The sequence below is a fragment of the Nocardia sp. NBC_01327 genome, assembly GCF_035958815.1.
GTDB lineage: Bacteria > Actinomycetota > Actinomycetes > Mycobacteriales > Mycobacteriaceae > Nocardia.
The window spans coordinates 7,864,740-7,889,379 of the sequence record NZ_CP108383.1 but is presented as its reverse complement, the minus strand read 5'-3'; the positions used below and the strand labels follow the sequence as shown (position 1 = coordinate 7,889,379).

Sequence of the window (24,640 nt, the reverse complement as noted above, 5' to 3'; positions counted from 1 at the left end):
TCACTTTCACGTTCCCGAGTCTGCCGCGCCGGCGGCGGCTGCGCTAGACCGGGCTTGCCTCGGATTCACTCGACAACTCCGGTTCCGGCTCCTCGGGCGGTGTGGGTGCGGACTTCGGTACGAAGGACCAGGCGAGGCAGACGGCGCCGAACAGCAGGTACCCCAGCGCGACCTTCGGGGCGGCCGCCCAGCCGACCTCGGGGGCGTGGATGAGGCCGATGAAGGCGAGCGCCGCACCGGCCGCGGAGGCGACCGCCGCTGCGCGGAAACGCTTTTCGAGAATGAACGTCACCATGGTGCCGAGGACGAGCCCCGCCAGCACCGCGCCGTCACCGAAGGTGCGCAGACCGCTGTACACGACACCGGCCTGGTCGAGCGCGCCCATGCCGACCTTGTCGGCGGTGGTGCCCGCCGCGCTCAGCGCATTGTCGATCTGGCCGACGGCCCACTGCGCCAGGTTCGGCAGAATCGCCGCGACCACGGCGACCGCGTGCAGGCGAGGCACCGCCTGGAAGGCCTGCGCGCCGATCAGCAACCCGATGTAGAGCAGGATCGGCACAATGGCCGGAATGGGCAGAATCGTGGCGAGCACCCCGAAAAGCCCCAGCAGGCACATCAATCCGATGACCGCACCGCTGGCCAGCGAGTAACCGGTGCGCCCGCCCGCATCCTTCCAGCCGGGGTGGCCGATGTACACGGCCGGCGGGAACGGCGAGCCGAATCCGGAGCCGATGATCGCGCCGAAACCGTCCGCCAGCAGCACGCTCCGCAGGTTGTAGTTGTCACCCGCGGCGGCGGCGCTCTCCACATTGCTCATGGCTTCGGTGAAGTTGTAGACGCCCAGCGGTATTGCGGTGGCCAGCAGCGGGCCGAGGTGGCTCAGTCCGTCGAACAGCAGGTGCAGGCGCAGATCCGGCAGACCCAGCGCGATGTCGTGCACGGCCTTGGACACATCCGGTACCGACATATAGCCGCCGATCCAGCCGATCGCCGTGCCCACCAGCAGTGCCACCAGGCCGATCGGCACATTGCCCGGCAGTTTCACATCGGTGAAGAAGCCGATCAGGATGATGGCGAGCACCGGCAGCCCGATCCACGCGGCCTCCCACATCTGCCCGGCCGGGCGCATGGCGATGAAGGTGATGGAGATACCCGCGAGGGTGCCGAGCATGGCGGCGCGCGGTGTGATCTTCCGGATGAACGGGCCGACGAACGCGCCGATCATGACGATGACGCCGATCATGAACGCCCACGCCAGACCCGCCGACCACGCGCGCATCGGATCATTGGTCTTCAGATAGATCGGCAGCATGACCACGAAGACCACGATGAACATATGCGGCACGCTGGGCCCGTACGGCAGCGCAGTCACCGTGTCCCGGCCTTCGCGGCGTGCCAGGCGCCGGGCCAGCAGCATGTAGTAGAGATTGCCCAGCACCAGGGCGACGCCGAGCGCGGGCAGTACGGTGCCGAGCACATCGCTGCTCGGAATCTTGACGACCGCGATGGACAGCGTGGTGAGGGTGAGGACGTTGACGAGGATATTGAACGCGAGACCGAAGAAGGCATTGGTATCGCCGCGCGTCCACCACGGTAGCGAAAGTGGTGCGGCGGAACTGGTTTCGTCGGGAAGCTTGGTATCGACGGACATCGGATTTCCTGTTCGCTAAACCGGGGTGTGCGCGGGAGCGCGGGTGATCGGGGGAGCGGTGGTCAGTGCGTCGATGACCGCCGTGGAATCGGCGACCCAGCCGAAGATGCCGCCCTGGGCCGCGATCATCTCCAGTCCGACTCGCTGGAATTCCGGGAAATAGGAACCGACACAGTCGGATACGACGAGGCATTCGTAGCCGCGATCATTGGCTTCGCGCACCGTGGTGTGCACGCACACCTCGGTGGTGACACCCGTGACGAACAGTGAGGTGATCGATTTCTGCTCCAGCACCTGGGCGAGCTCGGTGGCGTAGAACGCGCCCTTGCCGGGCTTGTCGATCACCACCTCCCCGGGCAGTGGCGCGAGTTCGTCGATGATGTCGTGCCCGTACTCGCCGCGCACCAGCAGGCGCCCGTACTTGCCGGGATCGCCGATGCGCTGAGAAGGGCTGCCCCGCAGCAGCTTTGCGGGAGGGCAGTCCGAGAGATCCGGAAGATGCCCCTCGCGGGTGTGAATCACCGCGATACCGGCCGCGCGGGCTGCGGTCATGAGCTGTGCCAGGGGTTCGATCACCTTGCGCAATTGCGCTACGTCATTGCCGAGGCTCTCGCCGAAGCCGCCCGGTAGGAGGAAGTCCCGCTGCATATCGATGACGACCAGTGCGGTGGTGTCGGGGTCGAAGGAGAATTCTGTGGGTTGCGCCGGAATGTGTTGAACTGCCGTCATCTTCGATCTTTCTGTGCGAGCCGGATATCCGAATGCGCCACCGGTTGGCGTGGCTCGTCGAGGATTCGGGCGGCTGCCGTCAGTACCGTGTCGTCGGCCAGCGCGGGTCCGAAGACCATGGCCGAGAGCGGGCGTCCGTCCGAGGTGGTGCCCGCGGGCACCGCGATTGCGGTGAGGTCCAGCAGGTTTCCGAAATGGGTGTAGTGGCCCAGCACGGTGTTCGTGCGAATGGGATCGGCCTGCACCTGCGCGACCGTGAACGTGGTGCCTATGGTCGGAACCACCATCACGTCGAAGTCGGCCCACATGCGCGCCACCACGGCCTTGAGCTCCTGTAGTCGCTGCTGCGCGCGGAAGACATCGACCGCGGTGAATCGGAAACCGCCGGTGAGGATCTCGCGGATCACCGGCAGTATGGAATCGGGATGCTCGGCCAGGAAGGTTTCGAACTCCACCAGGCGTTCGGCGACCCAGGGGCCCTGGTACAGCAGCTCGCCCGCATCCAGGAACGGCTGGAGTGTGGTTGGCACACAGTCGAATCCGAGCCGGGCGAGGCGGTCCCGCACGCCCAGGTGTGCGGCGTGGAAGATCTCGTCGCCGAAGAAGTCCAGCTCGGACTCGGCGGGCAGGCCGACCCGCAGGCGGCCGCCCGCGAAGTGGGAACCGCGCGCCCGGCTCGAGGGATCGCCGGGATCCACGCCCGCGATCACCTCGAATACCCGGTCGAGATCCTCGACCGTGGTGGCCATCAGCGTCAGGCAGTCCAGCGATTTGCACGCAGGCACCAGGCCAACGGTGCTGATCAGCCCCCGAGACGGCTTCCAGCCGACAATCCCGTTGAGCGCGGCCGGAACTCGGCCCGAGCCCGCGGTATCGGTGGCGACGCAGAACGGCACCTCGCCGAGCGCCACCGCCTTCGCCGAGCCGGAACTGGATCCGCCGGAGATCAGGTCGCCGCCGAACACGCTTCGCGGTACCGGGTACGGGGTGCGGGTCCCGTTCAGCCCGGTCGCGAACTGATCGAGGTTCGTCTTGCCGACGAACAGCGCGCCCGCGTCCAGCAGGCGCTGCACCGCCGGTGCGGTTTCCGTTGCGACATAGGCGAAGTCCGGGCAGGCGAGCGTGGTGGGCCACCCCGCCACATCGATACTGTCCTTCACCCCGAACGGGACGCCGTAGAGCGGCAGCATGCGCGCGCCCGGCCGCCGCTCGATCTCCGCCGCGGCCGCCAGCAGTTGTTCGCGCGGTACCGGGGTGATCCAGGTGCCGTCGTCCCCGCGCGCCGCAATCGCATCGGCGACCCGCGCCGCGGTGTGCGCCGGTGAGCCGCTACCACTTTCGTGTGAGGCGAGAATCTCCGCGACCGTGGGCCCTGGGTTCAGCATCTGTCGATTGTCGACAGAATGTGTGAACCCGAGAGTGCCGCAATGTATCCAGTGTGTTAGCGGGTATCGAGATCCAGATACGTCAACTCGCCGTGCCGCCGGAGCGCATCCTGGGCGAGCTCCACGTCATTGCGCTCCAGCGCCTCGAGGAGTTCGGCATGACGCCTGATTCCATTGTGCCGCTGCGCTATCTGCGCCTCCGCACGGAGATTGCGGGCCATGGGCAGCTGTAGTTTCAGCAGGATCGGCTCGTATGCCACATCCAGCTGCCGGTTGCCAGCCAGTGCGACGATCTCCGCGTGAAACCGTCGATGGGCATTGTCACGCTCGAACAGATCGTCCGCGGCATCCGCCACCCGCATCTCCTCGAGCGCGGTGCGCACCGCGCGCAGCGGATCACGCTCCATCACCAGCGGAAACGCGCTCTCGATCGCGTGCCGCTCCAGCACCCGGCGTAGTTCGAACAGCTGCAGGATATCGGTATCGGACCACACCGCGACCCGAAAACCCCGGCGCGGCAGGTGCTCGATCAACCCCTCCTGCGCCAATAGTCGCAGCGCCTCCCGCACCGGCGCCCGGCTGGTTCCCAGCCGGGCGCACAGCGCCTCCTCGCCGATCCGGCCTCCCGGCTCGAACCCGCCACTCAACACCTCGGCCCGTACATGCCGCGTAGCCATTTCCACCAGGCTCAGCGGCAGCACCGCCCCATCCATCCGCGACACCATGAGACGAGTGTACGAATCCGATGATCAGCCGCGCCCCGGTGTGGCCGGGCGGTGCAATCGCACTCCGATCGGGACGGGCGCGGTCTCATCGCCTGACTTGATCCCAAAGGCGCAGGTAGACCTCGGCGCCGTGGAACACGTCGTTCATGATTTCCGGGCCGCCGAGGACGCGGACCGCTTCGAGCCAGTCGGCGTAGGTGCCGTAGGTCGCGGTGCCGTCGGTATTGATATCGAAGGTGCGCTGGCCCCAGGTTTCCCGGTCGAAGGTCACCGCGCCGTCGTGGGAGGTGAAGGGGTAGTGGACGAGGCCGGGGCCCACCGGTGCGCCCTGGCCGGCCAATCCGTTCATGTCCGAGCCGAAGCCGAAGCCGAAATCGGCTGTGGGGCGGGGCATGACGCGGGCGTCGCGCCAGGCCTGGACGAATTCCGACGGCGCGCCCGCATACGGGGTGACGAAACCTCCTGCGGCATAGACCCGCTGGGTGGTGCGGCCAGAGTCCCAGCCGTGCGAGGACAGTACGCCGGGGTAGTGGCGCTGCTCGATGATGGACATGACTCCGTCGGCGGTGGCCTCGCTCATGTGATCGATTTCGATGAGGAACTTATCGTCGATCATCTTGTTGATCAGGTACTTGCCCAGATCGGTGAGAGCGCGTGCGTTGCACTGGTTTCCCGCCGGATACAGGGGGAGCAGTGCGCCGCCGAGCAGTGGGCCGGTGACCTTGCTGAGGAACTGGTTGATATTGCCGGCTATCGGAACCGAGGGCTGAGTGCTGTCGTGTTCGGCGCCGGGGCAGGGCTGCACATTCCAGAAGGTGCCGGTCTGGATGAAGTTGCCCGCGTTCACCAGCAGGCCGGTGAGGTCGTGGTCCATCTTGGTGCCGCCGAAGGCATTGTCGAATTTGTGGACGGGGAAGAAGCTGCTGACGCCGAGGTTCCGGAGTTCGACGAGCCAGTGGTCGACATCGGCCGTGGTGCACTTCGGCTGGCCCAGGAATACGCCGCAGCCCATGGGATCCGAGAGTTCCATGCCGAGCACCACGGCGAGTTTGCCCGATGCCGCGACTGCGCGCGCCTCGGCGGGATCGGTGACGATGCGGAAGAAGCCCTGCCCGGGGCCACCGGCCTGGGCATCGACGTAGTCCTGGAGCGCGTGCATATCCGCGGCTTCGGTGCGCACGGAAGTCATGTCGTTGCAAGGGTTTCGGCGGTCGGTCATCATGGCGCACAGCGACTCGTTGTCGACCAGGTCGACGGTCATCACACGGAGTCCGGCCTTCCAGGCGCGCTCGATGCCGGTCCAGTAGGTGCCCTCGGTGGTGACCATGGACGGCTTCGGCCAGTCGTGAAAGGTGGGCCAGCCTTTCGTATCGGACGGGTGCGAGGGTTCGCCGTAGTCCAGGAAATTGGCGACCAGACCGTTTGTGCCGGTTCGATACTGCGCGCAGTCGGGGAGCGCGTAGGTCACGCCGTACGGGTGCCACGGGCGGCCGCAGTGGAAGTCGCCGCCCATGAATTCATACGCGGAGACATGCACGTGCGCGTCGATGGTGCCGACGATCGAACCGTCCGCGCCGACGCTCGGGCCCGGGGTGCCGGTGGCGCCGACCTGCGCTTCCGGGAAGTCCGCGCAACCGGTGTCCTGGACGAAAGTGGCGGGCGTGCTTGTCTTGGTCGCGCTATTGGTGAGGGTGAAACCGCCTGCGCCGGAACCGTCTACGGTCCAGACCGCGTTGGCCGAGGGGTTCTGCGCGGGGTGGATCGACCCGGTCGAACCGTCGAGTACTTCACCCTGGCGGCCGTAGAGCAGGTATTGGCCGAGTGCTGTCGCGTGCATCCGGTACGGTCCCGACGCCGGGACCAGTGGCCCTGCCGGGGTGTCGATCCGGTAGCAGCCATTGACCAGCGAATAACGGGTTTGCCCCGGATCCGAAGGCGGATCGGCGGCGGCGAGCCCGACACCGGGCCCGGCGAGTCCTGCGACCAGCACGGTGGTGGTGGCGAGTACTGATAGGTACTTCACACGTGTCTCCTGAGCGGGAGATGTTGAAGCACAAGGCTTCTCACTCTGAACTAGTTCCATTTCACATTTAGGGCAGGCGTGACCCGCATCCTCGGGTGACTGGATGGGGGTCGCTGATGCGCACCCTCACCGTAAAATACTATGGAACATAGTTTTTCGTGGCCGATTCTCAGACCATGCTCAACCACGCCACCGCCGCGCTCAGCCCGACCGCCAATGCCGATGCGGCAGGCGCCAGCAACATCGTCGCGAAAACCAGCGCCGCGGCCGTGCGCCGTGACGCCGTGCGCGAATCCGGTGTGGCCGACAGGCATTCCAGGCGCATCGCCAGTGATTCGTCGATCAATCCCAGTGGGGCAGCTGGTGTTGTTGCCCCGTGTGCCGCGACGGTGTGCAGCGCTGAAGAGAGGGCCTGTGGGTCGGTCGCGGTCGCGGCCGCGCGGTCGGCGGCGAGCTCGACCAGGGTGGCCAGGGCCGTCGGCGCCGCGGCGAACAGCGGGATCCACGGAAAAGCGCGGGCGAGGATCTGGCCGACACCGACGATGTGGTGATGGAATCCGCGCAGATGCGCGTGTTCATGGGCGAGCACCGCCCGCCACTGCGCATCCGTCAGGCAGCGCGCGAGCCCATCGGTGACCACTACATACCCGCCACGCCCGGCCACGCTGTAGGCCAGGGGAACTGGATGATCGAGCCACACCAGCTTCGAGCCCGAGGGATCGACGCGACCCAATACCTCGACCAACTCGTTGTGCCGGCGGCGCAGTGTCGCCCCTCGCCCCCGGTGCCCGACGGCGATCCGCGCCAACTGTCCCGTGGGAACGGTGACGCCCAGCGCCACGACCGGCATGATCAAACTCGCTGTCCAGGTGACGATTACGGGCTCGATCGCACCCAGGCAGCCCAGCACACTGCCCGCGAAGAATTCCCCCGGTGGATCGCCGGGCCACGCCAGTGCGATCAGCACCAGCCCGCCGCACCCGATCATCGCGGCGACCGCGCCCAGCCACGCCCCCATCCCGGCGACCGGCGCGGCGGCGAAGTCGATGCGCCGCAACGCCGCAGGCGCGAACACCGCCAGCGCGAGGCCCGCCGCCAGCAGCGCGGTTATCAGAATCACGGCCGCGGCCCCCCGCCCGAAAGCCCTTCCCGCAGCGCCTCGACCTCATGCGCGCTGGCCGTTCGCGCCAAATGCAGCAGCACCGCAGGAGCATCCGGACTGGCATCGAGAATCTCCCGAAGCAAATCGGTAGTCGCCTCAGCCCGACTCCGACTGGGCCGATACCGATAAGACCGCCCCACCTTCTCCCGCCGAACCCACCCCTTCTCCCACAGATGCGTCAAAACCGTCAACACCGTCGTATAAGCCGGAACCCGCCGATCATCACTCAGCCGATCAACCACATCATGCACCGACAGCGCATCCACCTCACCCCACAACACCCCCATCACCTGACTCTCCAGCGCCCCAAGCCCCTTCATCGCCCTCCCTCACGCGCTCTGTCATCGACCCGGCAACATCGCCGAACCGCTGCTGCGCGCTCAATTTACTATCGGCCATAGTTTTTCGGTGCAGAACGAATGCTCGTACCGGGCCGAGCGAGAAATCGCCGTGCCCGACAGATGAGTATGGGAGGTAGGTGCCAGGGTGTCTCAGCGCGACTCTTCCGGGAGTAGGCGGCGATGGAAGCCAGCGTCCACAAGGCGCTCGTAGGCCTCCCGAACCTCGCCGGGCACGTCTTGCTCGATGGCCCAGCCCTTGGCCGGGTAGATCCAGAGTCGCTGGGTGTCCCCGACGAGCATGTTCATCACGCGATCCACGTCGCCGATGCCGGCAACGTAATCGTCCAGAGCGAGTGGGAGTGATCCGCAGCTGACATCGACCTCTGGCCAGCGCTTCCGGCAAATAGCGAAGCTGCGACGCTGCTGGTACGGGCGGGAGATCAGCATCACCGACTTGGTCGAGCCGAAGTAGCCGAGCTCCTGGAGTAGGTCTCGGGTGAAGTCGATGTTCTCGCCCGTATTCGTGGCCTTCGGCTCGACGAGGATGACGTCGGCCGGCACTCCGCGTTCGATGGCGTGCTCATGGAAATGCACGGCCTCGCCGCGAGGGAACCGGTCCACCGTGGTCGGCGCGTTCCCACCTGTGAACACGATGAGCGGGACGACCCCGCTGTGGTAGAGATCGGCCGCGTAGGTGGCGACTCCGATGTCATGCCCCCCGAGCCCGATGCCGACATCGACGGGTCGCGGCTCGTGGTGCATCTGGTTGAAGTCCCAAAGGGCCTCGACATCTGAGCGGTACTTTGCGGGCAAAGCTGTTGTCGGCATAGGTGTTTCCCCTATTCGGGCAGCGCGAAGTCGTAGGTCCACGAAAATCTGGATGCCGCGTGAACACCGCGTGCGAACTCGACCAGGACATCGTTCGCGGTGTAGGTGCGCCGGATGAGGATCATCACCGGCTCGCCGGAGGGGAGCGCTAGGCGCTCTACCTCCTCAGGTGTAGGCATCCGCGCGAAGATCGTTTCGGACATATGGTCCGGTTCGTAGCCTTGAAGCGTGAGTACTGAGAATCCGCCACCAGGACCTGCGGGACCAGGCTCCGGGTCCACCAGAGGTGTTCCCGCGACGTGCGCCGGGAGGTAATAACTGGCGAGGGTGTGTGTCGGATGACCCTCTTCGCGGACAGTGCGGACTCGTTCGTAAACGAGTGAACCTGGTTCCAACTCAAAGGCATCCGTGACTTCTGCGTCCGGCTCGATCAGGTTGACGGTTTGGGTCTGATCGGTTCGGTTCCATGTGCGACCGGATGCTTGGCGGTCCGCGATGAACGCGACCGTGTCGCCGTACTTCCACTTCCTCTTCGAGTAGCGATCTATACCGAGCCTGCGAAGTGGCGGCCGCTGGCGGACCACCGTCCCGCGCCGCCGGATGGCTGTGACAAGTCCCTCAGCCTCCAGCAGGCCGACCGCCTGCCTGACCGTCTTGATGTTGACGCCATAGCGTTCAGCGAGCTCTTCCTGCTTGGGAAGTGTTGTCCCAGGCTTGTATTCGCCCTGATTGATGGCGATGCGTAAGCCGTTCGCCACCTCTCGGTATCCGCTCATATCGCCAGGATGCTCCCTCGTTGCGGTACTGCGATCTGACCGTCCTTAAGGGTAGTCCTAACCTGTGTCTTGACAAGAACGGTCAATTAGAACCGGCTCTATTGCCAACACAACGGCTGATTGCTTCAATAAGACCGTCTATATCGGACGGATTGAGTTGGGTCTCAACCTCGACCAACCGGTGCCGATGGATCTCACTGGCAGCTGGACAGGAGGTCGAGGTGAGTCGGACAACGAGGATCTTCGTGTTCCCGGGAGGTCTGCTCGAGCTCGAAGCAGACAAGAACGATGATGATGCCGCCCCTGGCTTCTATCTGGAGTGCTTCGTGTCCGGTGATGACGAAGTCCGTGACGAGCGATCGCAGGGGGAGGTAATGCGCTACAGGCCAACCGCATTGGGGTACCTACGAACCGACGTCTCCGGGATTGGTCAGCTGGCAGACATGAGCCAGATCCGAAACCTGGCCGCACGCTTGGGCTTCGACCTAGCCGGAGTGATCATCCACGACCCAGCCAGCGGACGCCCTCCGCTGGCGAGATTGAGAGCTCAGGCCACGCGGCTCGATGCCGAGGTCATTATCGTTCCCGATCTCTCGCATTTCGCCGACTCTCGAGTCCCGATGCCGCTGCTGGAGAAACTCGATGTAGTCACGGTGTCTCCGGAACATACCTATGCCAGAAAGGCTTTGCCACGATCGTCAAATCCTCCACGGCCTCGAGCGGACGGTGCCTAACGCGCGATGAACAGCATCTACTTTCCCTACGGCAGCCCGGCAGAGATTGACCGGCGCATCGAACTGCGGACCCGCCGGCGAGCCATCCTCGACCGCAAGCGCAACCTGGCAGCCGCCGATATCGTGCTGCACGAGTTCGAGAGACACGGCGACGTTGACCGTTACCGTGCGGCACACGAGACTCTGACCGAGGGTGCGCTCGCCGATCAACCGAGCCGCACGCTACTACGAGAGACAGCTAGGGGATTCGACAATGAAAACTGACCCGACGAGGGCCAACTGGTTCAAGTCGAGCTACTCCGGCGGCGGACAGGAGTGCGTCGAGGTGGCGTTCCTCGGAGCAGCCGTGAGTGATGTCGGGGTACGAGACTCCAAGGATCCCGGCGGGCCCGCCCTGGTGTTCGCCGCCGATCAATGGGATCGGTTCCTGTCCAGCGGCATCTGGAATCGCTGAATCACCTATTCGGTCAGTTCGCCTCTGGAACGAGAAAGCCGGTGCGGTCCAGAGACGGACCGACACCGGCTTGTCGTTGTGCCAGAACTTACTTCAGCTTGTCGCTGCTCAGGTTGAGGACGCGGCGGGCGACGATTAGTTGCTGGATTTGTTGGGTGCCTTCGAAGATGTCGAGGATCTTCGAGTCGCGGCTCCACTTTTCCAGGAGGGTGCGCTGGGAGTAGCCGGTGGCGCCTGCGAGTTCGACGGCCTTGAGGGTGACGTCGGTGCCCATGCGGCCAGCCTTGGCCTTGGACATGGAGGCCTCGAGGGAGTTGGGCTTCTTGTTGTCGGCCATCCAGGCTGCGCGGAGGGAGAGGAGGTAGGCCGATTCGTAATCGGCTTCCATGCGCAGGAATTCGGCCGCGGGGGCGGACTGGTTGTTGGCGGGCTTGTCGTAGTCGATCTCGATGCCGGCGTCGGAGAGGACCTTGCGGAGCTCTTCGAGGGCGGCGCGGCCGACGCCGACGGCCATGGCGGCCACGAGGGGGCGGGTGTTGTCGAACGTCTGCATGACGCCCGCGAAACCCTTCTCCACGTTGACTTCCGGGCTGCCGAGGATGTTGTCGGCGGGGATGCGGCAGTCCTCGAAGCGGATCTCGGCGGTGTCGGACGCCTTGATGCCGAGCTTGTGCTCGAGGCGGGACACGGTGAGGCCCTTGGCATCCCGCGGCACCACGAACGACTTGATGGCGGCACGGCCCGCGGACTTGTCGACCGTCGCCCACACCACGATGTGGGTGGCGCGCGAACCGGCGGTGACGAAGATCTTGGTGCCGTTGAGAACCCACTCGTCACCGTCGCGGGTGGCGGTGGTGGTGACCGCGGCCGAGTCGGAGCCGAAGGACGGTTCGGTGATGGCCATGGCGGCCCACACCTTGCCGAAGCGCTGCAGCTGCTCATCGGTGGAGACGGCGGCGATGGCGGCATTGCCGAGACCCTGGTAGGGGATCGACAGCATCAGGCCGGCGTCGCCCCAGCAGGTCTCCAGGGCGTTCAGCAGCGCGGACATATTGCCGCCGTTGGTGTTTCCGAGCAGCTCGGTGGCGTGCACGTCGTCTTCGCCCTCGGCCTTACGGCCGCCGGTGGCACCGGACACATCGCCGCCCGAGGCGGACAGGCCCTCGATCATGGCGGCCATGGTGTCCAGCTCGACCGGGTACTCGTGCTCGGCGAGGTCGTACTTGCGGGACACCGGGCGGAAGATCTCCGCGGCGACCTGGTGGGCCTGGTTGGCGCTGGCCCGGAGCTTCTTGGGGAGTTCGAGATTGATCATGAGTTGTCTCTCCGTTGAGAAGTGCGGGTCAGATGAGGACGACGCCCTCGGCAATGCCGATGGCACGAAGATCGCGGTACCAGCGCTCCACCGGGTGCTCCTTGGTGAAGCCGTGGCCGCCGAGCAGCTGCACACCGTCCAGGCCGATCTGCATGCCCTTGTCGGTGGCCAGCTTGCGAGCCAGCGCGGCCTCGCGAGCGAACGACAGACCCTGCTCGGCGCGCGACGCACCCCGCAGGGTCACGAGCCGCAGGCCGTCGAGCTCGATGGCCATATTGGCGACCATGAAGGCCACCGCCTGACGGTGCGCGATCGGCTCGCCGAACGCCTCGCGCTCCTTCACGTACGGAATCACGTAGTCCAGCACGGCCTGACCGGTACCGGTCGCCAGCGACGCCCAGCCCAGGCGGGCCAGCCGCACGGCATCCGCGTAATCCTCGGAGCGCTGCGCGGTTTCGGCATCACCCAGGATGGCGTTGGTCGATACGGCCACATTGTCGAGGATCAGGCGACCCAGACCCGCGGCGCGCAGACCCATGCTCGGATCGGCCTCGACGATCAGACCCTGGGTGTCGGACTCGACGATGAAGAAGGCCGGGCGGCCGTCCAGCTCGGCGGCGACGATGAAGAGTTCGGCATCACCGGCGGCCGGAACCAGGCTCTTCACACCGTTGAGACGGTAACCGCTGGGCGAGCGGGTGGCCTTGGTCTTCAGCGCGAACGGATCGAACAGCGGCTGCGGCTCGGAAATGACGACCGACGCCTGCGGCACACTCTCACCCGCGAAGGCCGCGAGGTAGGTCTTCTGCTGCGCGTCCGTACCCCACTGCGAGAGGGCGACGGCCACACCGCTCGGAGCCAGCAGCGGCAGCGCCAGACCCATGTCACCGTGCGCAAGCGCCTCGGCCACAAGGGAATTGGTGACCGCGCCGCGCTCGGAGGCAGCGCCCTCCAGCTCCTCGGGCACATTGATCAGCGTGATGCCGAGCTCGGACGCGCGCTCGAGCAGATCGCGCGGGGCCTTGGCGGCATTGTCGGCGTCATAGGCGGCCGGACGGAGGATCTCGCCGGCGAACTCGCGGACCGTCTCGACGATCATCTGCTGTTCGTCGGTCGGCGTCAGATCGAAGTAGTCCTTCTTACGGGACTCATTGGCGGGCAGCCGCTTCGGGGCGCCGCCTCCAGCAACCTTTTCGAAGACGCGAGTCGCGGCACCGAGGGTGCGGAAACCGGTCTTGGTGCCCTCGTACGTAATACGCTCGATGGGCTTGCGCAGGTTGTACTTCTCCGCGAGTTCCGACCCCGTGATGGTCGTCATGACCCGCATGGCTGCGCCCATCCAGTCGCGCTTGACCGGATTCAGGCCAACGGCGGAGGTATCCGGACGTCGCGTCTTTGCGGTGTCTCGAGTGCTCATAATCACCAGTTTTCTTGAGTGTGGAGGGTGATCCTGCCCAGCAATCTTACTCCAGAGTAAGACTATCTTACTTCAGAGTAAGAACTGCCGTCGAGGCTTGTCGAATCGGCTGGTCAGAGCGGTGGTTCCCGCCGTCTCCAATGCGCCATGGCGAATAGTGAAACAAACCCCATTCAAACGGCTTGCAGGTGGGCTACGGTGTCGGCGCAACACTCGCACCAAAATGGAGGTCTATTACATGAAAACGCTGGTGGGTACTACCGGCGCGATCGCTATCGCGCTTTTCCTCGCCGCCCCCGCCGCAAGCGCCGCGGGCATCTCGCTCGAGCCCGCGCAGCCGGAGGTCGTCGCGCCGATCACTTCTGTGTACCAGGCGGGCTCCACCGACGGCACGACCGCGGTGCAGAGCGGTTCGGCTCAGCCCCAGACCGATATCGGCACGGGCTCGGGCCTCGGCAAGACGCAGATCGGTTTCGGTCTCTCGGCCTAGAGATCGGACCGCGCACCCTCCGGTGTCGGGGACCGCAGCCCCCGCGCCGGAAGGCAGCAGACCACACCCGATGTTCACCACGGTTCGGCAGAGTGGCGGAATGTACTGGGTAGCGACCATTTTCGCGGCAGTCCTGGCCGGATACTCGAACCGGTACGGCTACCACCGCGACGAGATGTACTTCCTGGCCGCGGGCCGGCGACTGGACTGGGGATACCCGGATCAACCACCGCTGGTCCCGCTGATCGCCCGCGGAATGGCGGCCATCGACGCCAATTCCTTGATACTGCTTCGGATTCCGGCAATCGTCGCGGCCGTCGGCATTGTGCTGTGTGCCGGGTGGACGGCGCGGGAGCTGGGCGCGGGACGGGTCGCGCAGACGCTGTCGGCCGCGGCGGTCGCCTCCGCGGCGCTGCTCATGGGGGCCGGGCATCTGCTCGGCACAACTGTTTTCGATCTGGCCGTATGGTCGGCCGTCACGCTGCTGATCCTGCGGCTGCTCCGCGAGGCATCGGATCCGCGGTGGTGGCTGCCGGTCGGCGTACTGGTGGGAATCGGCCTGCAGAACAAGGCGCTCGCGGCGATCCCGGTGCTGGTGCTTGCGGCGGCGCTCGCCGCGGCGGGACCGCGAAAAATATTTGCCACCAGATACTTTCCGATTGCCATTGGTATTGCCGGGCTGATCGTACTGCCGTATCTGTGGTGGCAGGCGTGTTATGGGTGGCCGCAGTGGGAAATGAGCCGGGCCATTGCCGGAGGATCGTCGGGCACCTCGAATTCGCCGATCGCTTTTGTGCTGCTGCAATTCGGTTTGATCGGACCACTGCTGGTGCCGCTGTGGGGATTCGGCCTGTACTGGTTGTGGCGGCGGCCGCGCTACCGGGCGTTCGTGATCACCTATGCGGTGCTGTTCGCGGGGTATCTGGTGGCCGGGGGAAAGGCCTACTACCTGGGCGGAATGTATCCGCTGCTGCTCGCGGCCGGATCGACCGGGCTGGAAGCGAAGCTTGCGAACCATCGAATCCGCAGTGCTGCTGTGGGTTTCGCGGTCCTTCTCACCGCCGCGGTCTCGGCCGTGCTGTTCCTGCCGGTGCTCCCGGCCTCCGCGATTCGCGATTCCCCTGTTCTCGCCATCAATTTCGACGCGGGGGAGACCATCGGCTGGCCGGCGTTCGTGCATCAGATTGCGGCTGCCCGTGCCCATTCCGCGCCCGACGCCGAGATCCTCACCGCGAACTACGGCGAAGCCGCGGCCATCGAGCGGTTCGGCGGCGCGTACCGGCTGCCGACGCCGCACAGCGGCCACAATGCCTACTGGTGGTGGGGGCCACCCGCCACGGGGCATCCGGTGCTGACGGTGGGAATCGCCGAGGATCAGTTGCGGCGACTGTGCTCCGATCCGGAACTGCTGGGGCACATCGACAACGGGCTCGGCATCCACAGTGCGGAACAGGGCAAACCCATCTATCTGTGCCGTGTGCTCCGAATTTCCTGGGACCGGGCATGGCCCGCGGTCCGTCACCTCGGATAATCCGGGTACCCGGTGTAATTCCGTATACACATGTGAAAACTGCTTGCCTGCATAGTGATTCGCAGCGTGGTGGATCTTGCATAAGCGGGAGTCCGGTACTGTTATTTCGTTTCGATCACTCCAACTGTCAAGTGCCACTACGTTTTTCGTTGAGGCGAAAGGAGGAGTGGTTATGTTGTCAGGACTCGTCTCTGTAGTTACCAGTCTGCTCAGTGGTCTCGTAGGGGTGCTTATCGGCCCCACCAATACGGGCGGCGGTGGATCGGCCTAACCCTCGATAACGAACACACGAACACCCCCGCACTGCAGAGCGGGGGTGTTCGTCCGTCGGAAGGGTTTCAGGCCGCGAGCGCGGCCAGCACCTGGTCCTGCAGATGGGAATTGGTGGCCACCGCACTGCCGCCGTGCGGGCCCGGATTGCCGTCCAGCGAGGTGAACGTGCCGCCCGCCTCCCGGATCAGAATGTCGAGCGCGGCCATATCCCACAGCGACAGTTCGGGTTCGGTGACGATATCCACCGCGCCCTCCGCCAGCAGGGTGTAACCGAAGAAATCGCCGTATCCGCGGACCCGCCACACCTCATCGGTGAGCGCGATCAGCTTCGCGCGCCGGCCGATGGCCCGCCAGCCGGACAGGCTCGACATGGCCAGACTGGCCGCACCCAGCTCCGCGACCGCCGAGACCGAAATGGCCTTCGGCTCGGACTTCTCGAAGCTGGTCCACGCACCCGCCCCGGCCGCCGCCCACCAGCGCCGCGCCAGCGCCGGGGCGCTCACCACGCCGACCACCGGTACGCCGTCCTCCAGCAGCGAGATGAGCGAGGCCCACACCGGTACTCCGCGCACGAAATTCTTGGTGCCGTCGATGGGATCGATCACCCACTGCCTGCCGTTGAACTCGACATCACCGCCGAATTCCTCACCGAGCACCAGATCGCCCGGGCGCTCCGCGCTCAATACGTCCCGAATCATGCGCTCCACGGCCAGATCGGCATCCGAAACCGGCGTCAGATCGGGCTTCGAATCGATCTTCAGATCGAGCGCACCGAACCGTTCACGAGTAATGGCATCGGCCGCGTCGGCCAGCCGCACGGCGAGGTCGAGATCACTGGAGTAGGTGGTCACCCGGGAAACGTTAGCCGTTGCCCGCAACGCTCGCGCGTCGGCGGCAAACTTCCCGCACTCTCCCGGCCCGATATCGAGCCAGTTATGCGGAAACCGGCAGTTCGCGGGCGGCGGTCAGAGCGCTTGCCCACCAGAACAATTGGTCGAGCATGGCGGCGGCCGCGCGCTCGAATTCGGCGGGCTCGACGAGCTGTCCGTCCGGGCCGAACAGCAGGAAGTAGCGGGGGAACGAAACATACTCGCGGACCGTATGCGCATTGAGTTCATTGAGCACCGTGCGCAGGTGCTCGATCGCCATCAGGCCGCCGCTCTTACCGCTGTAGCCGACGAAACCGACGGTCTTGCGGTTCCACTGCGTGAAGTGCCAGTCGATGGCGGCTTTCAGCGCTGCCGGATAACTGCGATTGATATCCGGGGTGACGATGACAATGGCATCGGCCGCGCCCAGTCGTTCGGTCAGATCGACCATGCCGTCCGGCCGCACCGGATTCGGCTCCATCAGCGGTGAGACGGCGGGCAGCGCCAGCGGCAGTTCCATCTCCGCCAGATCGATGACATCGACCTCGAAAGCGCCGTGCTCGCGCGCCTGTCCGGCGAACCAGTTCGCGACCACGGGACCGAAACGTCCCTCCCGGACGCTGCCGATGATCACCGCGAGGCGCAGAGGCGTGCTGGTCATGAGGGTCTCCTTCACGAAGTGCGGCGACCGGATCGGCCGCTGTCCGCAACTGTGCCGCCCGCCGATACCGGTAGGGAGACCGCGCTGAGAGTGGTAGTGGCAGGGCCACTTTCCCGCTTGCCCGCCTTGGTACCGTCGAGTGGTGAGCGATAACGAGCTGGGTCTGTTCTTGCGCATTCGGCGCGAAGCGGTCCCGCCCGCGCAGGTGGGCCTGCCCGCCGGTGCGCGTCGCCGCACGCCCGGCCTGCGCCGATCCGAGCTCGCGACCTTGGCCGGGGTGAGCGTCGAATACATCACCCGGCTGGAGCAGGGGCGCGATCGCCATCCCTCCTCGGCGGTGCTCGCGGCGCTCTCCGATGCGCTCGGCATGACCTCGACAGAACGTGTGTATCTGCATCGGCTGGCCAAGGCCGAGTCGCCCGGATTCACCTGCAACGGCAGCATGCAGCCCACCCGCGTGGTGCGCCCCGCGGTGCTGGCCATCCTCAACCAGCTCGAGCCCGCCCCCGCGGCCGTGATCAACCGGGCCAGCGAGATCGTGGCGTGCACGGCGGGCTACCGGCGGCTCATGGGCCCGATCGGACTCTTCGACGATGGTGAGCCGGCCAATGTCGCCCGGTACATCTTCACCGATCCCCGCGCCCGCGAGGCCCATCCGGATTGGGAGCACACCGCCGACAAGGTGGTCGCGAACCTCAAGGTCGGCCCGTTCCGCTCGGACCCCGTCGTCTCGGCTCTGGTCGATGAGCTGACGTTGACCGCGGGCCCGGAATTCAGCGGCCGGCTCAGCCGCATCTCCGGCCTGCCGGAGGCCAGCCGCGTGGATCGCCTGATCCACCCCGAGGTGGGCCTGCTCCGGCTGGCCTTCGAATCCCTCGAACTCTCCGCCGATGACGATCAGCGACTGATCGTCCAGCTCCCCGCCGACGATGCCACCGCCGAGGCCCTCGACCGCCTCATCGGCCGCAACCCGGGCAGCCTGCGCGCCGTAGCGGGCTGAATTACCCCTGGCAGCATGCCGTTTCACCTATTCGATCTTTGTCTTTCTTCCCGATCGGGACGGGACAACTGATTTCGTAACGGCCGGGGTAACTCCCGGGGTACCCCCAAATCGTTTTGGCTCCCAACCGCACTACGCGTGCCAACGGTCAACGGCTCCCAACCTGCGCGCTAAAGGTTCGGGGAGGCGGGGTAGTAGCCTTGAGCACCGTGCATCCTGACGTATCCGCTGACCTGGCCGAACTCGACTCGACTCTGAAGACTGTGGAGTCGGTGCTCGATATCGACGAGCTGATTCGGCGGATCGACGAGCTGGAACACCAGGCTGCGGACCCGGACCTGTGGAACGACCAGGACCATGCGCAGGCCGTCACCAGCGAACTCTCGCACGCCCAGAGCGAATTGCGGCGGGTCCAGGAGCTGCGGCAGCGGCTCGAAGACCTGCCTGTGCTCTACGAGCTGGCCGAGGACGAGGAGGGTGACGCTCGCGCGTCCGCCCTCGCCGACGCCGATGCCGAACGATCCGCTCTGCACGGCGATGTGGAGGCGCTGGAGGTTCGGACGCTGCTGTCGGGGCAATACGACAAGCGTGAAGCTCTGGTCAATATTCGCTCGGGCGCCGGTGGCGTCGACGCCGCCGACTGGGCGCAGATGCTGATGCGCATGTATGTGCGCTGGGCCGAGCGGCACAAGTACCCGGTCGAAATCTACGACACCTCCTATGCGGAGGAGGCGGGCATCAAATCCGCAACCTTCGCCGTCAAGTCGCCTTACGCCTACGGCACGCTGTCGGTGGAGATGGGCACGCACCGGCTGGTGCGCATCAGCCCGTTCGACAATCAGGGCCGTCGCCAGACCTCGTTCGCTGAGGTCGAGGTGCTGCCCGTGGTCGAGACCACCGACCACATCGAGATTCCGGACGGTGAGATCCGCGTCGACGTGTATCGCTCCTCCGGTCCCGGTGGCCAGTCCGTCAACACCACCGACTCGGCGGTGCGCCTGACGCACATTCCGACCGGCATCGTCGTCACCTGTCAGAACGAGAAATCGCAGCTGCAGAACAAGATTTCGGCCATGCGCGTGCTGCAGGCCAAACTGCTCGAGCGCAAGCGGCAGGAGGAGCGCGCCACCATGGACGCGCTCAAGACCAACGAGGGCGCGTCCTGGGGCAACCAGATGCGCTCCTACGTCCTGCACCCGTACCAGATGGTCAAGGATCTGCGGACCAACTACGAGGTCAACAATCCCTCCGCCGTGCTCGACGGTGACATCGACGCCTTCATCGAATCCGGCATCCGCTGGCGTATGCGGGAGCAGTCGACTACCCAGGGGTAAATATGAGTTCGATTCTCGCCGCAGGCACCGGAGCCGATTTCGGAAACTGGTTCCGGTCCAGCGGTCTCGAGATCGTGCTGCTGATCGTCGGCGCGATGTTGTTTTCTCGCGCAGCGACTTTCGTGCGCGACCGAATCACCCGCAGGATCGACACCTCCTTCCGCAGCAGCGATTCGCTGGTGCGGTCGGAGGCGGCCAAGCATCGACATGCGCTGGCGCAGGTCATCACCTGGGTCGTGCTGTCCATCGTGTACTTCCTGGTGGCTTTGGAAGTATTGCGGCGCTTGGGTTTCCAGCTCGGCGGATTGGTCGCTCCGGCAGCGGTTCTCGGCGCCGCGATCGGTTTCGGCGCCCAGCGCATCGTGCAGGATCTGCTCGCCGGATTCTTCCTGATCACCGAAAGGCAGTACGGCTTCGGCGATGTGGTGAGGATCGCAGTCAATGGATCGAGCGGCGACGCCGAGGGTACCGTCGAGGACGTCACGTTGCGCGTCACCACATTGCGCAGCGTCGACGGTGAAGTCATCACGGTGCCGAACGGTCAGATCGTGAAAGTGACCAACCTGTCGAAGGATTGGGCGCGCGCCGCCATCGACGTGCCCGTACCCGCAACCGCCGACATCAACAAGGTCAATGAAATCCTGCGTGAGGTGGGCGCGAAGGCGTTCGCCGATCGCAAGCTCAAGGCGCTGCTGCTCGATGAGCCCAGCGTGATGGGTGTGGAAGATCTCACCGTCAACCAGATGAATATCAAGATGGTGGCCCGGACATTGCCGGGCAAACAGTTCGAAGTCGGGCGTGAGCTGCGGGTGCGAGTTGCCGCGGCGCTACGTCGGGAGGGTCTGAGTGAAAACACGTAAGTCCACGGCGATCCTGATCACTGTCTGGCTCGCCACGTTCGTGCTGTACACGTTCGTCAAACCGGAAACGCACGCTGCGACGAACTATCCGACCTTTGTGAATTCGGTGCTGAGCAATCCCACCTCTGGCACAACTGAGCCACCACACCGCTAACGGCTGATCTGCGCGGCGTGGCCGGGTCACGTTCGCGTCTCGCTACACTGGCAACCCGTGATAGTGCTCCGGAACGTCACCAAGTCCTATAAGACTTCGACGCGACCCGCCCTCGACAACGTCTCCGTCGACATCGGAAAAGGCGAGTTCGTCTTTGTGATCGGACCCTCGGGTTCCGGTAAGTCGACTTTCATGCGCCTGCTGCTCAAGGACGAGAAGCCCACCACGGGTGAGGTCTGGGTGGCGGATTTCCGGGTGGACAGGCTATCCGCGCGCAAAGTTCCGAAGCTACGGCAGCGCATGGGCTGTGTCTTCCAGGATTTCCGGCTGCTGCAGCAGAAGTCCGTCTACCAGAACGTCGCCTTCGCGCTGGAGGTGATCGGCAAATCGCGCACCTTCATTCATCGGGCGGTGCCCGAGGCGCTCGATATGGTCGGGCTCTCCGGCAAATCCGACCGGCTGCCCAGTGAACTCTCCGGTGGTGAACAGCAGCGGGTGGCCCTGGCCCGTGCGTTCGTGAACCGGCCGCTGGTACTGCTCGCCGATGAGCCGACCGGCAATCTCGATCCGGAAACCAGCGCGGACATCATGACGCTGCTCGAACGCATCAACCGGACCGGCACCACGGTGGTCATGGCCACGCACGACAACACCATCGTCGACGCCATGCGGCGGCGCGTGGTGGAACTGGATCGCGGCCGTGTGGTGCGCGACGACGAGATGGGCGTCTACGGGGTGGGCCGGTAATGCGTCTCGGATTCCTTTTCGGTGAGGTTTTCACCGGCCTGCGCCGCAATATCACCATGACCATCGCCATGATCCTGACCACCGCGGTCTCGCTGACCATGCTGGGCGGCGGACTGCTGGCGGTGCGCATGTCGAACAAGATCGAGGACTACTACGTCCAGCGGGTCGAGATCCGGCTGTATCTCGATGATCAGGTCTCGAAGACGGATCTCGACTGCACGCAGGATCCGTGCAAATCGCTCATGGCTGATCTGAAGGACCACGCGGATGTGGCGAGCGTGCAGTTCGTCAACAGTCAGGATGCGGTGAAGGAGGTCAAGGAGACCACCTTCAAGGATCAGCCCGGTCTCGCCGATGAGGTGAGCAAGGACGGACTGCCGGCTTCCTTCCGGGTGAAGCTGAGCGATGTGACCCAGTACCGGTCCATCTACGACGATTTCGCCAAGCGGCCGGGTGTCATGACGGTGCTCAATGACATGGACATCGTGGACCGGCTGGTGAGTTTCTTTGTCGGACTGCGCAATGCGGCCTTCGGCCTGGCCGCGCTGCAGGCGCTGGCGGCACTGCTGTTGATCGCCAATATGGTTCAGGTCGCCGCGCTCGCCCGCAAGACCGAGGTCGGTATCATGCGACTGGTCGGCGCGACGCGGTGGTACACGCAGCTGCCCTTCCTGCTGGAGGCGGTGCTGGCGGCGCTGGTCGGTTCGGCGCTCGCCATCGGCGGGCTGTTCGTGGCGCAGCCGCTGGTGATCAACCGGGCGCTGGGCAGTCTGTTCAATGATCAGGTGCTGCCGCGCATCACCGGTGACGACATCGCGACGGTGGCATTGATCGTCACCCCGATCGGCATCGGTTTCGCCGCGCTCACCGCGTACGCCGCGCTGCGGTACTACGTGCGAGAGTGAAACACCTCACCCCTGCCCGTCTTTCGTGACCAGGTGTTTGCCTGTGCGGGGGATCGGGCGGGGGTGCGAAGTTGCGTGAGGTGTGCAGAAGGGGAAACGGGTGTCGGGCGGGATACGTAGGATTGCCCGCGTGAGCGCACCGGAGGTCGAGACCGTCATTGGCAGTACGTCCGTGGAGGACGCCGGAAGTGATGCGGCGCACCGGATTCTGCGAAAGACCTTCGGTTACGACAGTTTTCGCGGGCCGCAGCGGGAGATCGTCGAACAGGTGATCTCCGGCGGCGACGCACTGGTGCTCATGCCGACCGGTGGCGGTAAGTCGCTGTGCTATCAGATCCCCGCGCTGGTGCGGCCGGGTGTGGGTGTGGTGGTGTCGCCGCTCATCGCGCTCATGCAGGACCAGGTCGACGCGTTGAACGCCGTGGGGGTGCGGGCCGGATTCCTCAACTCCACGCAGTTCCCGGATGAGCGGCGTGCCGTCGAGGCGCAGTTCGTCTCGGGGGAGCTGGATCTGCTCTATCTCGCACCCGAGCGATTGCGGCTCGAATCCACGGCGCAGCTGCTCGATCGCGGCAAGATCTCGGTGTTCGCCATCGATGAGGCGCACTGTGTTTCGCAGTGGGGCCACGATTTCCGGCCGGACTATCTCGCGCTGTCGATGCTGCACGAGCGCTGGCCGGATGTGCCGCGCATCGCGCTCACCGCCACAGCTACCGGGGCCACCCGCAAGGAGATCGCCGAGCGGCTGGATCTGACGGGCGCCAAGCATTTTGTCGCCAGCTTCGATCGGCCCAATATCCAGTACCGCATCGAGGGCAAGAATCGGCCGGAGCAGCAGCTGCTGGCGTTCATCCAGAACGAGCATGCCGGTGATGCGGGCATCGTCTACTGCCTCTCGCGCAATTCGGTGGAGAAGACGGCCGCCTTCCTGAGCGCCAACGGGGTGCAGGCCGTGCCGTATCACGCGGGTCTGGACAATCGGATTCGCGCGACGAACCAGTCGCGGTTCCTGCGTGAGGACGGCCTTGTCGTGGTCGCCACCATTGCCTTCGGCATGGGTATCGACAAACCGGATGTGCGATTCGTGGCGCACCTGGATCTGCCGAAATCGGTGGAGGGGTACTACCAGGAGACCGGTCGCGCCGGACGTGACGGGCAGTCGTCCACGGCATGGATGGTCTACGGCCTGAGTGACGTTGTGCAGCAGCGCAAGATGATCGATTCCTCCGATGGTGATGCCGCGCACCGCCGTCAGCTGCAACTGCACCTGGATGCCATGCTCGCGCTCTGCGAGACGGTGGAATGCCGGCGCACCCAGCTGCTGGGCTACTTCGGTCAGCCCGGTGAAGCCTGCGGCAATTGCGATACCTGCCTCAATGCGCCCGAATCGTGGGACGGCACCGTGCCCGCGCAGAAGGTGCTCTCCACCATCCTGCGGCTGAAACGTGAACGCGGACAGAGCTTCGGCGCGGGTCATATCGTCGACATCCTCATCGGCAAGCGCAATCCCAAGGTGGAGCAGCACGCCCACCACGAGCTCAAGGTCTTCGGCATCGGCACCGAACTGCGCGATATCGAATGGCGCGGTGTGATCCGCCAGCTGCTGGCGAAGGGTTTTCTCGCCGTGCACGGCGACTACGGCGTGCTCACCCTCACCGATTCCTCCAATGAGGTGCTGTTCGACGGCCGTGAGGTCAAACTCCGCCGCGAACCCGAACGCACCAAGCCCGCGCGAGCGCCCAAGGCCGCCAAGGGTTCCCGCCCCGCCGCCGACCTGGCGCCCGGTGACGCCGACCTCTTCGAGCGGCTGCGCGCCTGGCGCGCCGCCACCGCGAAGGAGACCGGCGTCCCCGCCTACGTCGTCTTCCACGACGCCACCCTGCGCGATATCGCCGCCCGCAAACCGGCGTCACTGGCCGACCTCGGCACCATCTCCGGCATCGGTGAAGCCAAGCGCGCCAAATACGGGGACGGCGTCCTGGAGGTCGTCGCCGGAAGTCCGGCGCAGTCCGGCGCCGCGGCACCTGCCCCAGCGGGTGCCGAAGTCCCAGAACGGAAGTTTGCCGCAGCCGCGCAGCCGTCCGCCCGGACCGCTGCCGCTGCGCCGAGCTCATCCGCGAAAGCGCCGCGCACGACCAAAGCGCCGGCTACCCGGGCAGCGCAGCCCACCCCGCCTCCCAGTGCGGCCCCGGCGTTCGACGATGTGCCCTGGCCCGACGACGAGCCCTACCCGGACGATCTGCCGCCCGATTTCGGATAACCGGGTAGCTCAGGCG

General features: G+C 65.4%; 24 protein-coding genes. 11 read left to right on the top strand and 13 right to left on the bottom strand.

Annotated features, from left to right (window positions below; all coding sequences use genetic code 11):
- Positions 1 to 43: 43 nt before the first annotated feature.
- The 9 genes from OG326_RS36525 to OG326_RS36485 all read right to left on the bottom strand — a co-directional run bounded on the left by OG326_RS36525 (position 44) and on the right by OG326_RS36485 (position 9,620).
- Positions 44 to 1,651 carry a regulator gene (locus OG326_RS36525; RefSeq protein WP_327141679.1) on the bottom strand — a complete coding sequence of 536 codons (1,608 nt, stop codon included), beginning with the start codon at positions 1,649 to 1,651 and terminating at the stop codon, positions 44 to 46.
- A 15-nt stretch (positions 1,652 to 1,666) separates the two neighbouring features.
- Entirely contained in the window at positions 1,667 to 2,380 is a 714-nt protein-coding gene (locus tag OG326_RS36520; protein ID WP_327141678.1) for a cysteine hydrolase family protein, read from the bottom strand.
- A complete protein-coding gene (locus OG326_RS36515; RefSeq protein ID WP_327141677.1) occupies positions 2,377 to 3,765 on the bottom strand; it encodes an allophanate hydrolase in 1,389 nt (462 codons plus the stop codon). The genes OG326_RS36520 and OG326_RS36515 overlap by 4 nt, the downstream gene beginning before the upstream one ends.
- A 56-nt stretch (positions 3,766 to 3,821) precedes the next feature.
- Positions 3,822 to 4,490 carry a GntR family transcriptional regulator gene (locus tag OG326_RS36510; protein ID WP_327141676.1) on the bottom strand — a complete coding sequence of 223 codons (669 nt, stop codon included), beginning with the start codon at positions 4,488 to 4,490 and terminating at the stop codon, positions 3,822 to 3,824.
- A gap of 85 nt (positions 4,491 to 4,575) precedes the next feature.
- The gene (locus tag OG326_RS36505) at positions 4,576 to 6,513 is read right to left on the bottom strand and encodes a peptidase (RefSeq protein WP_327141675.1); all 1,938 of its coding nucleotides are present in this window, start codon (positions 6,511 to 6,513) and stop codon (positions 4,576 to 4,578) included.
- 169 nt (positions 6,514 to 6,682) lie between these two features.
- Positions 6,683 to 7,633, bottom strand: coding sequence for a M56 family metallopeptidase (locus OG326_RS36500; protein ID WP_327141674.1), 951 nt, complete (start codon positions 7,631 to 7,633; stop codon positions 6,683 to 6,685).
- Complete coding sequence (locus OG326_RS36495; RefSeq protein ID WP_327141673.1) at positions 7,630 to 7,995, bottom strand: BlaI/MecI/CopY family transcriptional regulator; 366 nt, start codon at positions 7,993 to 7,995, stop codon at positions 7,630 to 7,632. Before OG326_RS36495 ends, OG326_RS36500 begins: the two co-directional genes overlap by 4 nt.
- 171 nt (positions 7,996 to 8,166) lie before the next feature.
- A complete protein-coding gene (locus OG326_RS36490) occupies positions 8,167 to 8,844 on the bottom strand; it encodes a YdcF family protein (protein ID WP_327141672.1) in 678 nt (225 codons plus the stop codon).
- Between the two features lie 11 nt (positions 8,845 to 8,855).
- Positions 8,856 to 9,620, bottom strand: a complete 765-nt coding sequence (locus OG326_RS36485; RefSeq protein WP_327141671.1) for a GntR family transcriptional regulator — start codon at positions 9,618 to 9,620, stop codon at positions 8,856 to 8,858.
- A gap of 221 nt (positions 9,621 to 9,841) precedes the next feature.
- Between OG326_RS36485 and OG326_RS36480 the strand changes: the two genes are divergently transcribed.
- From OG326_RS36480 to OG326_RS36470, 3 genes are read left to right on the top strand one after another with little or no spacing between them, the layout of a single operon-like run.
- A complete protein-coding gene (locus OG326_RS36480; RefSeq protein WP_327141670.1) occupies positions 9,842 to 10,354 on the top strand; it encodes a hypothetical protein in 513 nt (170 codons plus the stop codon).
- Between the two features lie 6 nt (positions 10,355 to 10,360).
- On the top strand, positions 10,361 to 10,618 hold the full coding sequence (locus OG326_RS36475; RefSeq protein WP_327141669.1) for a hypothetical protein: 258 nt from the start codon (positions 10,361 to 10,363) through the stop codon (positions 10,616 to 10,618).
- Positions 10,608 to 10,808 (top strand): DUF397 domain-containing protein, encoded by a 201-nt coding sequence (locus OG326_RS36470; RefSeq protein ID WP_327141668.1) that lies wholly within the window; start codon positions 10,608 to 10,610, stop codon positions 10,806 to 10,808. Before OG326_RS36475 ends, OG326_RS36470 begins: the two co-directional genes overlap by 11 nt.
- Before the next feature lie 88 nt (positions 10,809 to 10,896).
- On the opposite strand, the gene OG326_RS36465 is transcribed toward OG326_RS36470, so the two are convergent.
- Together OG326_RS36465 and OG326_RS36460 are read right to left on the bottom strand one after the other, a co-directional pair.
- Positions 10,897 to 12,123 (bottom strand): acyl-CoA dehydrogenase family protein, encoded by a 1,227-nt coding sequence (locus OG326_RS36465; protein ID WP_327141667.1) that lies wholly within the window; start codon positions 12,121 to 12,123, stop codon positions 10,897 to 10,899.
- Positions 12,124 to 12,151: 28 nt separating this feature from the next.
- Positions 12,152 to 13,546: an acyl-CoA dehydrogenase family protein gene (locus OG326_RS36460; protein ID WP_442790868.1), complete on the bottom strand. Its 1,395-nt coding sequence runs from the start codon at positions 13,544 to 13,546 to the stop codon at positions 12,152 to 12,154.
- A 217-nt stretch (positions 13,547 to 13,763) separates the two neighbouring features.
- On the opposite strand from OG326_RS36460, the gene OG326_RS36455 reads away from it, so the two are divergent.
- Together OG326_RS36455 and OG326_RS36450 are read left to right on the top strand one after the other, a co-directional pair.
- Positions 13,764 to 14,030 carry a hypothetical protein gene (locus tag OG326_RS36455; RefSeq protein WP_327141665.1) on the top strand — a complete coding sequence of 89 codons (267 nt, stop codon included), beginning with the start codon at positions 13,764 to 13,766 and terminating at the stop codon, positions 14,028 to 14,030.
- 100 nt (positions 14,031 to 14,130) lie between these two features.
- Positions 14,131 to 15,561, top strand: coding sequence for a glycosyltransferase family 39 protein (locus OG326_RS36450; protein ID WP_327141664.1), 1,431 nt, complete (start codon positions 14,131 to 14,133; stop codon positions 15,559 to 15,561).
- 338 nt (positions 15,562 to 15,899) lie between these two features.
- Here OG326_RS36450 and hisN read toward each other — a convergent pair whose 3' ends face one another.
- Positions 15,900 to 16,685, bottom strand: coding sequence for a histidinol-phosphatase (hisN, locus tag OG326_RS36445; protein WP_327141663.1), 786 nt, complete (start codon positions 16,683 to 16,685; stop codon positions 15,900 to 15,902).
- An 82-nt stretch (positions 16,686 to 16,767) separates the two neighbouring features.
- Complete coding sequence (locus OG326_RS36440) at positions 16,768 to 17,364, bottom strand: NADPH-dependent FMN reductase (protein ID WP_327141662.1); 597 nt, start codon at positions 17,362 to 17,364, stop codon at positions 16,768 to 16,770.
- Between the two features lie 142 nt (positions 17,365 to 17,506).
- Here OG326_RS36440 and OG326_RS36435 point away from each other — a divergent pair, with 142 nt between their 5' ends.
- The 6 genes from OG326_RS36435 (at position 17,507) to recQ (ending at position 24,624) form a co-directional block, all read left to right on the top strand.
- Positions 17,507 to 18,364 (top strand): helix-turn-helix domain-containing protein, encoded by an 858-nt coding sequence (locus tag OG326_RS36435; protein WP_327141661.1) that lies wholly within the window; start codon positions 17,507 to 17,509, stop codon positions 18,362 to 18,364.
- Between the two features lie 209 nt (positions 18,365 to 18,573).
- Positions 18,574 to 19,698, top strand: coding sequence for a peptide chain release factor 2 (gene prfB / locus OG326_RS36430; protein ID WP_327141660.1), 1,125 nt, complete (start codon positions 18,574 to 18,576; stop codon positions 19,696 to 19,698).
- 2 nt (positions 19,699 to 19,700) lie between these two features.
- The gene (locus OG326_RS36425) at positions 19,701 to 20,558 is read left to right on the top strand and encodes a mechanosensitive ion channel family protein (protein WP_327141659.1); all 858 of its coding nucleotides are present in this window, start codon (positions 19,701 to 19,703) and stop codon (positions 20,556 to 20,558) included.
- A gap of 211 nt (positions 20,559 to 20,769) precedes the next feature.
- Positions 20,770 to 21,459 (top strand): cell division ATP-binding protein FtsE, encoded by a 690-nt coding sequence (ftsE, locus tag OG326_RS36420; RefSeq protein ID WP_327141658.1) that lies wholly within the window; start codon positions 20,770 to 20,772, stop codon positions 21,457 to 21,459.
- The gene (ftsX, locus tag OG326_RS36415; RefSeq protein ID WP_327141657.1) at positions 21,459 to 22,364 is read left to right on the top strand and encodes a permease-like cell division protein FtsX; all 906 of its coding nucleotides are present in this window, start codon (positions 21,459 to 21,461) and stop codon (positions 22,362 to 22,364) included. The genes ftsE and ftsX overlap by 1 nt, the downstream gene beginning before the upstream one ends.
- 130 nt (positions 22,365 to 22,494) lie before the next feature.
- Positions 22,495 to 24,624 (top strand): DNA helicase RecQ, encoded by a 2,130-nt coding sequence (gene recQ, locus OG326_RS36410; protein WP_327141656.1) that lies wholly within the window; start codon positions 22,495 to 22,497, stop codon positions 24,622 to 24,624.
- Positions 24,625 to 24,640 lie beyond the last annotated feature (16 nt).